The sequence below is a fragment of the Candidatus Caldatribacterium sp. genome (genome assembly GCA_014359405.1).
Classification (GTDB): domain Bacteria; phylum Atribacterota; class Atribacteria; order Atribacterales; family Caldatribacteriaceae; genus Caldatribacterium; species Caldatribacterium oleiphilum.
On record JACIZN010000089.1, the window covers coordinates 1 to 7,851 of the forward strand.

General features: G+C 53.7%; 7 protein-coding genes and 1 pseudogene. All 8 read right to left on the bottom strand.

Annotation, left to right across the window (positions count from 1 at the left end; all coding sequences use genetic code 11):
- Window positions 1–2,430 (bottom strand): tetratricopeptide repeat protein (locus tag H5U36_07520; GenBank protein ID MBC7217972.1); only part of this gene is annotated, 2,430 nt, incomplete at its 3' end.
- A gap of 1 nt (window position 2,431) precedes the next feature.
- On the bottom strand, window positions 2,432–2,848 hold the full coding sequence (locus H5U36_07525) for a biopolymer transporter ExbD (protein MBC7217973.1): 417 nt from the start codon (window positions 2,846–2,848) through the stop codon (window positions 2,432–2,434).
- Window positions 2,814–3,497, bottom strand: a complete 684-nt coding sequence (locus H5U36_07530) for a MotA/TolQ/ExbB proton channel family protein (protein ID MBC7217974.1) — start codon at window positions 3,495–3,497, stop codon at window positions 2,814–2,816. Before H5U36_07530 ends, H5U36_07525 begins: the two co-directional genes overlap by 35 nt.
- A gap of 22 nt (window positions 3,498–3,519) precedes the next feature.
- A complete protein-coding gene (locus tag H5U36_07535) occupies window positions 3,520–4,284 on the bottom strand; it encodes a phosphate ABC transporter ATP-binding protein (protein ID MBC7217975.1) in 765 nt (254 codons plus the stop codon).
- A gap of 1 nt (window position 4,285) precedes the next feature.
- Window positions 4,286–5,158, bottom strand: coding sequence for a phosphate ABC transporter permease PstA (gene pstA / locus H5U36_07540; protein MBC7217976.1), 873 nt, complete (start codon window positions 5,156–5,158; stop codon window positions 4,286–4,288).
- Entirely contained in the window at window positions 5,146–6,024 is an 879-nt protein-coding gene (gene pstC, locus H5U36_07545) for a phosphate ABC transporter permease subunit PstC (protein MBC7217977.1), read from the bottom strand. The genes pstA and pstC overlap by 13 nt, the downstream gene beginning before the upstream one ends.
- 52 nt (window positions 6,025–6,076) lie before the next feature.
- Window positions 6,077–6,925 (bottom strand): 16S rRNA (cytidine(1402)-2'-O)-methyltransferase, encoded by an 849-nt coding sequence (gene rsmI / locus H5U36_07550; protein ID MBC7217978.1) that lies wholly within the window; start codon window positions 6,923–6,925, stop codon window positions 6,077–6,079.
- Between the two features lie 4 nt (window positions 6,926–6,929).
- Window positions 6,930–7,851, bottom strand: a pseudogene (locus H5U36_07555) (PDZ domain-containing protein).

A 7,851-nucleotide genomic window follows, 5' to 3' on the forward strand; every position in this document is an offset into this window, starting at 1 on the left:
GTTCCCTCTTTTGTAGGCAAGACGAGCCCTAAGACGCAAGGTATCCCTGGGGAAGAGCTTTTCGAACTCTTTCCCACGCGATACGAAAATTTCCTCAGCCTTGTCGAGATCGCCTTTTTCGAGGTAAACAGAGGCAAGCTTCAACGCCGCTTCTTTAGCAAACTTCCCCTGCGGGTACCTTGCAAGGTACTCTGCAAAAGCTTTTTCCGCACCATCCCAGTCCCGCTTTCTGTAAAGCGAATCGGCAACGAGGAATTCCCCTTCCTCTCCCCCAAGTCGGGCAAAATACTCCTTTGCCTTGTCCTCAAGGCCAAGGGAACGATAAGTATACCCGAGCATCTCCGTAGCTTTCTGGGAAAACGAGCCCTGGGGATACCGCCTGAGGAAGTCTTCAAGAAGCGATCGAGCTCTTTCCCATTCCTTTCCCTCGTACAGGGCGAAAGCGCACCAGAACATTGCTTGCTCCAAGAACTGGCTCTCGGGAAAACGAAGCATAAACTGCCTCAGAGCCTGCTCTGCCTCCGTGAGCTTCTTTTCCCTGGCCAAAACTTCCACCCGAAGAGCTTCTGCCTCTTCGATGAAATTCGCGTAAGGGTATTCCCGGACAATCTCCTCAAGAACTGAAAGGGCATCCCCGTAACGGGAAAGGGAGTACAAAGCGGTAGCCATCCCCCAGAGCGCTCGACCCTTTTCCTCCCCATCGGTGTACCGAGCAGCTTTCCGGTAGTACTCAAAGGACTTAGACCACATCTTGTCCGTTGCGTAGATTTCCCCGAGGAGAAGGTACGCTTTCCCAAAGGCGGGATCGTTCCGAAGGGCTTCTTCAAGAGCTCTCTTTGCTTCTTCCTTTTCGCCCCATCCAAAGAGCTCAAAACCCATTTCGTAGTAGGACCACGCTCGGTCCTTTGCTTCTGGAAGACTTGCTGTCGCCTTTTTGCGCTCGGCGACGTAAGCCTCCTTTTTCCCCAGACGGTAGTAGCACCGGGCAAGGTACTCATGGGCTTCGGAAAAGAGGGGGCTCAGGGCAGTAGCCCGCTCAAAGTACGAAGCAGCCTCCTCGTAGCGAGCCTCTTCGTAGAGTCTGTACCCATCTTCAAAAAGACGAACGGCCTCGCGCCCGTACTTTTTCTCTCTCTGCACTCGCTCGAGAAAGCGCCGACCCTGGCTGTGGAGAGGATCAAGCTCAAGGAGCTTCACCCACGCTCTCTCAGAAGCCTCAAGGTCTCCAATCTCGTAGAGGGCGCGCCCAAGCCAGTAGTACGCCTCCTTCATCTTAGGGTTGTGCCGCGCAGCCTCCTCGAAGTAGGCTGCTGCCTGGCGGAAATTCCCCAAGCTAAAGCTCTGGTACCCCTTAACGTAAGCCTCGTAGGCTTCTTTTCCGAAAACCTGCGCTTTTTCCGCAAGCTGCAGAAAGTACTGCGCTTCTTTAAGGTTTGGGTCGAGTTCCAGAGCCTTCGCGAAGAGGGACGTGGCTTTCTTCATATCTCCCCGCTCATACCAGATTTTTCCCCAGAGAAGGTACACCGGCGCCCAGGATGGGGCAAGTTCTGAGGCCCGCTCAACGTACTGCAAAGCTTCGTCCAGCCTCTTCTGGGAAAGGCAGAACGAGGCAAGGCGAAAGTACGCCTGAGCCACCGGCAATGCCGAATCCCCATACGTACGCTTGAGTACCTCGAGGTACTGCTCCCAGGTTTCGATTTCCCTTGCCCACCATCGCGTCGTCCGGTACATAGAGGCAAGGTAGTAATAGGCTTCTGAATATCCGGGTTCCTTCCGTATGGTCTCCCGGGCAAGGGAAAAGGCCTTCTGCCAGAGAGGAAGGTCGGGGTACTGGTTCTCTCCGTAAGTCCGAATAGCCTCATCCATAACCACAAGACCTTCGTAGAGCGGAAAGAGATTCTCAAGGGAAAAAGGAAGGGAAATATCGAGGGAGGGGGAAATGCCAAGTTCTGGGGCAGCACTCTGCAAAAGGTGCACCACGAAATCTCGAACCCCCTCGAGCCCGAAAGCAGTGCTTGGAATGTCCGCGTAAGTTCCTTCCTTCACGTTGAAAATACGAGGACTCACCACAATTCTCTCTTTACCTGCTACTTCCCGATACCGGAAGGTTCCCACAAGTACATGAGTGCATCCGAGTCTTTTGCCAAGGCTTTGGGCTGTAATCGGGACAAGGACATCGTTCCAGGAAATTCGCGATTCCCGAACAGCGTTATCCCCTAAAACCACATCGTAAACCTCAACGTACTTCTCAAGTTCCCGTCGCGCGAGATCTCGAAGAAGGTATCCCAAGAAAGCCTTTTCTCCATCTCGGGGGACAAAGGGGAGGAGAAGCACCTGGGGACGATCGGCCCCCAAAGCCGGGAGAATCCCCAAAAACCAAATAAGAAGGGAAAAAACAGTGACCCTCCACAGCCACGTCCTGAAAACCACCCTACTCCTCCTCTCCCGGTTGGGTGGCAATGGCCATACGCTCCACTCCAGCCCGTTTCAAGAGGTCCATGAGCTTCACCACTCTCCCATGGAGGACTTCCCGGTCAGCTTCAATGACCACGGCCACATGGGGGTCTCTGCGGAGCTCAGGGATTACAAGGCCTGGGAGCTCCTTCCAATCGGTGAGCACCCCGTTGAAGTAGAGGGTGTTGTTCTTGGTCAGCGTCACAGTAATGGTCTTTGCCTCCTCAAGGCGAGAGAACTGAGCCGCCGGGAGGTTCACCTGGGCTCCGGTTTCAACGCTCACGAAGGTCGTGGTGACGATGAAGAAGATGACAAGCTGCAAGACCACATCCACAAGGGGGGTAACGTTGATCTGGGGCTCAACCCTCTTCTTCCATCGCCGGAACCGGAACATCTTCTCCTCTCTCCTTTGGGAGCTCCTCTTTGGGGAGAGGAGCACTCTCGATGACCTCTAAAACCTCACCAGCCACACGCTCGATATCCCCCACAATGCTCTCAGAAAGGTGCGAAAGGTAGTGGTGCATGACGACGGTGGGAATGGCCACCGAAAGACCGGCAGCGGTGGTGAGGAGAGCCTCTGAGATTCCCCCTGCCATCTCGGTGGGTTTCCCCACCCCTACGGCAGCAATAACCGCAAAGGTTCGGATCATCCCGGTCACCGTTCCCAGAAGCCCAAGGAGGGGGGAGATATTGGCCACCACCACAAGGGTGGAGAGACGCTTCTCAAAGAAGGGGAGCTCAAAGGAAGCAACGCTCTCCATGGCTTCCCGAGCCTCTCGGGGGTGGCCATTGAAGTACTTCTTGAGCCCTGCAAGGATAATCCGGGAGGCAGGATTGGGGTGACGGCTCGAGAGCTCGAGAAGACCCTTCAGGTCTCTCTGGGAAAGGAGCTTCCGAACCACCCGGAGGTACTTGCGGATTCGCTCTCTCGAGTAACGGAGAACGTACCATCGCTCGATGAAAACGGCCAAGGCTATGACTGAGCAGGCCACAATGGGGTACATGACGTACCCACCCTTTGCGATGACTGAGAAGATTTGCATAGTTACCTCCTCCGTAGAGGAATTACCCAAACCTTCCGGTAAGGTAATCTTCCGTTTCTTTTCGGCGGGGATTCGTGAAAATCTGAGCGGTAGGACCGAATTCTATAAGGCGACCCATGAGAAGGAAAGCGGTGTAATCGGACACCCTTGCTGCCTCCTGCATGTTGTGCGTCACAAGGACAATGGTGTACCGTTCCCGGAGTTTTTTGATGAGTTCCTCAATACGAGCCGTGGCAATCGGGTCAAGAGCAGAAGCTGGCTCATCCATGAGGAGGATTTCGGGTTCTACGGCAATGGCCCGAGCAATGCAGAGGCGTTGCTGCTGGCCACCCGAGAGTTCAAAAGCCGAGGCATGGAGCCGGTCCTTAACCTCGTCCCACAGTGCTGCCGCTTTGAGGCTCTCTTCGACCCTTTCCTGGATGGCTCTCTTGTTCCTCCAGCCCTGTACTCGCAGGCCATACGCCACATTTTCAAAGATGCTCTTGGGGAAGGGATTAGGACGCTGGAAAACCATCCCGATGCGGCGACGCAATGCAACCGGGTCCACCGAATCTCCATAGATGTTCTCTCCATCAAGAAGAATTTCTCCCTGCACCCTGAGATTCTCGTAGAAATCGTTCATTCGGTTGATACTCCGAAGAAGTGTTGATTTCCCACAGCCCGAGGGACCGATAATGGCCGTTACCCTATTCTCCGGAATTTCCAAGGTGATGTCGTAAAGAATTTGTTTCTCCCCAAAGAAAACGCTGAAATTCCTTATGCTGAGCTTTACCCTTTCTTTGAGCACCCTACCACTTCCTCACCGAGCGAAGTCTTTGCCGGAGGAGAATAGCAGAAAGGTTCACCAAAAGCACGAGTGCAAGAAGCACTAAGGCTGTTCCATACGCCATAGGAATCTGCTTTTCTGGATGCGCTCCCTCAGTCACGAGCCCATAGATATGGTACGGAAGAGCAAGGACCCGGTCAAAAGGAGAACGGGGAAGCCCTCGAGCGTAAAAGGTTGCCGCCGTAAACATGATGGGAGCAGTCTCCCCCGCCACCCGTCCCACAGCGAGGATGAGACCCGTCAAGATGCCCGGAAAAGCTGCGGGAAGAACAACTCTCCGCACTGTTGTCCAGCGGGGAGCTCCCAGAGCAAGGGAGGCCTCCCGGAAAGAATACGGCACACTCCGCAGGGCCTCCTCACAGGAGGCAATGACCACAGGAAGCGACATGATACCAAGGGTCAGGGACCCAGAAACAATGGAAACGCCAAAGCCAAAGAGTTTAACAAACACTGCAAGCCCAAAAAGCCCAAAGACAATTGAAGGAATACCTGCGAGGCAGTGAATGGCTCGTCGGATGAGCTGCAAGAAAGGACTGGACCGAGGGGCGTACTCTACAAGGTACACTGCAGTGAAGACCCCAAGAGGCAACGATACCAGGGTACTCCCCAGGACAAGGTAGAGCGTGCCCACAATGGCCGGAAAGATACCGCCTTCACTCATGCCTCTCCGAGGAAAAGAAAAGAGGAACTCCAAGCTGATAACCCCGCTCCCTTGAAGAGCAACAAAGCCCACAAGAATTCCCAGCACAAGACCAATGACCACCATTGCAAGCCCACAGAGCGTAAACCAAAATTTTTCGGATACTCCCTTTGCCTGTAGCTTCACCTCTTCCAAACCTCCCGGCGACTGAAAGAGGCTACGGCAAGGTCAAGCAGAAGGGTAATGAGAAAGAGAACAACTGCCACCAGAAAAAGCACCCGGTAGTGTAAACTCCCAAAGGGTGTTTCTGCCATTTCGGCAGCGATAGTAGCCGTCATGGTCCGCACCGGTTGGAGAAAGGAACGAGGAATGAGCGCCGCTCCACCTGCGACCATGAGTACAGTCATCGTCTCTCCAATAATTCTCCCTGCTCCGAGAATCACCGCAGCTCCAAGGCCTGAAGAAGCAGCAGGCACAACCACTTCTCTAATGGTCTCCCATCGTGTTGCCCCCAGGGCAAAAGCAGCCTCCCGGTAATCCCTCGGCACAGCAGTGAGCGCGTCTTCCATAACACTGACGATAACCGGAACAGCCATAATTCCAAGGAGAAACGAAGCAGTCAAAGCGGTGAGACCCGTGGGAAGCTGAAAGATCCTCTGCACCAAAGGCGCAAGAAGGACAACACCAAAGAACCCGTAAACCACCGAGGGAATTCCCGCAAGGATCTCGACGATTGGCTTCAGGATTTCCCGCACCCTCCGAGGGCAAATTTCGGCAAGAAAAACTGCAGCAAGAAACCCCAAAGGGACGGCAAAGGCAAGCCCTCCCAGGGTCACAAAAAGCGAACCTGTCAGAAGAGGCAAGAGACCGAACTGCGGTGGGGATGAAACAGGATACCACCGCCTGCCGAAGAAAAAGTCGAAGAAAGAAATCTGGAAAAGAGCAGGGAGACCTTCCATAAAAAGGACAATAATAATGCCGAAGACAAAAGCAACCGACGAAAAGGCAACGATAGAGAGTATCCAAAAAGCCGCATCCTTTGTTGCTTTTTCCAGATTCATCTTCCTCCTTTCCCTCGCACCCCTTCAATTAAACCAGTCTTCTCGGGGAAAATCAACTTCTCTTCAGAGTGTGAATCTTCCGTTTCAGGGCATTTTTCCCCAGTCCGAGCTCTTCGCTCAGAACCTCAACAATCTCTCTTTCCCCCAGACCAGACCGCGCAAGGAGTTCGACAAGCCTCTCGGGTACCCGCGTTTCCTCCTTCTTCCTCGGAGTTCCCTCAACAACAATGAGAACCTCACCCCGGATATCCCTCCCCTTAATAGCCTCTTCAACCTCCGCAACCGTCCCCCGGAGAATCTCCTCATGGAGCTTGGTCAGCTCCCGAGCCACAAGAATCTTCCGCTCTTCTCCCCCAACTTCTCGAATATCGCTCAGGGTTTCAAAAAGCCTCTTAGGTGACTCATAGAGCACCGTGGACTGAGGAAGCGCAAGAACCTGCTCGAGGACGGCTCTTTTTTCTTTCTTCCTCCGAGGGAGAAATCCTACGAAAACAAAACCCGAAAAGGAGAACCCTGAGTACACTACCCCAAGGAGAACGGCTGAAGGACCAGGAAGAACCTCAAAGGGAATGTTTTCGCGGAGAAGAATCGGAACAAGCTCCATACCGGGATCCTGAATTCCAGGCATACCGGCATCTGAAACCAAAGCTACATTCTTTCCGCTTTTCACGAGACGCAGTATCTCCTGTGTGGCTTGAGGAAGGTTATGGGCGTGGTAGCTCAAAAGAGGCTTGGTTATACCATAGGCGTTGAGGAGTTTAAGAGTAACCCGGGTATCTTCACAGGCTATGTAGTCGACACTCCGCAGCACCTCAAGGGTTCGAAGGGTGACATCTTGGAGATTTCCAAGGGGAGTAGGGCAAAAGTACACCTTGCCCCACTCCCCCTTGAGAGAAACCATAATGCTAACGTTCTTCAGCCTTCAGAGGTACAAAGTACGTTCTTCCCCCACGGTCAATGAGGAGGAGAACCGTGTCTCCAGGACCGACCTGAGCCAAGGCATCCTCCCAGTCCGAAAGAGAAGCAATTTCTCTCCGATTCATTTCGAGAATAACATCCCCAGGACGCAGCCCTGCTTCATCTGCCGGACCTCCTGCCCGGACACCTGTGATAACCACTCCGCGGCTTGTCCTGAGGCTATATCGCTCCACAAGTTCTGGGGTAATTTCGGCAACCTCAAGACCCAACCCTCTGCACTTCGGGCACAGCTGTGCCGGATTCTTTAAGCTCTCCAAGGGTTGCTTCAAGAATCATGCTCTTGCCGTTTCGCCAAATTTCGAGTTGCACCCGATCCCCTGGGCGATGTGACCGAATCTCCCGCTGGAGATCGCTCACTGTGGGAGTTTCCTTGCCATCCACCTTAAGGATAACGTCGCCCCTCTGAAGGCCAGCCTTTTCCGCAGGGCTTCCCTTGGAAATGTCGGCAACCAGGGCGCCTTTGGCTTCCGGAAGGCCAAACTTTTCGGCCATCTCGGGAGTGAGGTCCTGGATGTACACTCCAAGCCAGGCCCGCACAACTTTTCCCTGAGTGATGAGCTGGTCCAGGATGGATTTTGCCATGTTAATTGGAATGGCAAATCCAATACCCTGAGCGTATGGAAGGATAGCAGTGTTGATACCGATGACTTCTCCCCGGAGGTTCAAAAGTGGTCCGCCACTGTTTCCAGGATTGATGGCAGCATCAGTTTGCAGAAAGTTCTCGTACTCCCTTCCTGAGTCTCCTGCCGAAATGGGACGACCCTTCGCACTGAGTAACACGACCGTAACCGTATGGGAAAGTCCGTATGGGTTTCCGATGGCGATGACTAACTCTCCAACCCGAGCCTT

Coding starts and splice junctions, on each gene's coding strand:
- H5U36_07525 (MBC7217973.1), bottom strand. CDS start 2,848: ATGTTCCGGTTCCGGCGATGGAAGAAGAGGGTTGAGCCCCAGATCAAC.
- H5U36_07530 (MBC7217974.1), bottom strand. CDS start 3,497: ATGCAAATCTTCTCAGTCATCGCAAAGGGTGGGTACGTCATGTACCCC.
- pstC (MBC7217977.1), bottom strand. CDS start 6,024: ATGAATCTGGAAAAAGCAACAAAGGATGCGGCTTTTTGGATACTCTCT.
- rsmI (MBC7217978.1), bottom strand. CDS start 6,925: ATGGTTTCTCTCAAGGGGGAGTGGGGCAAGGTGTACTTTTGCCCTACT.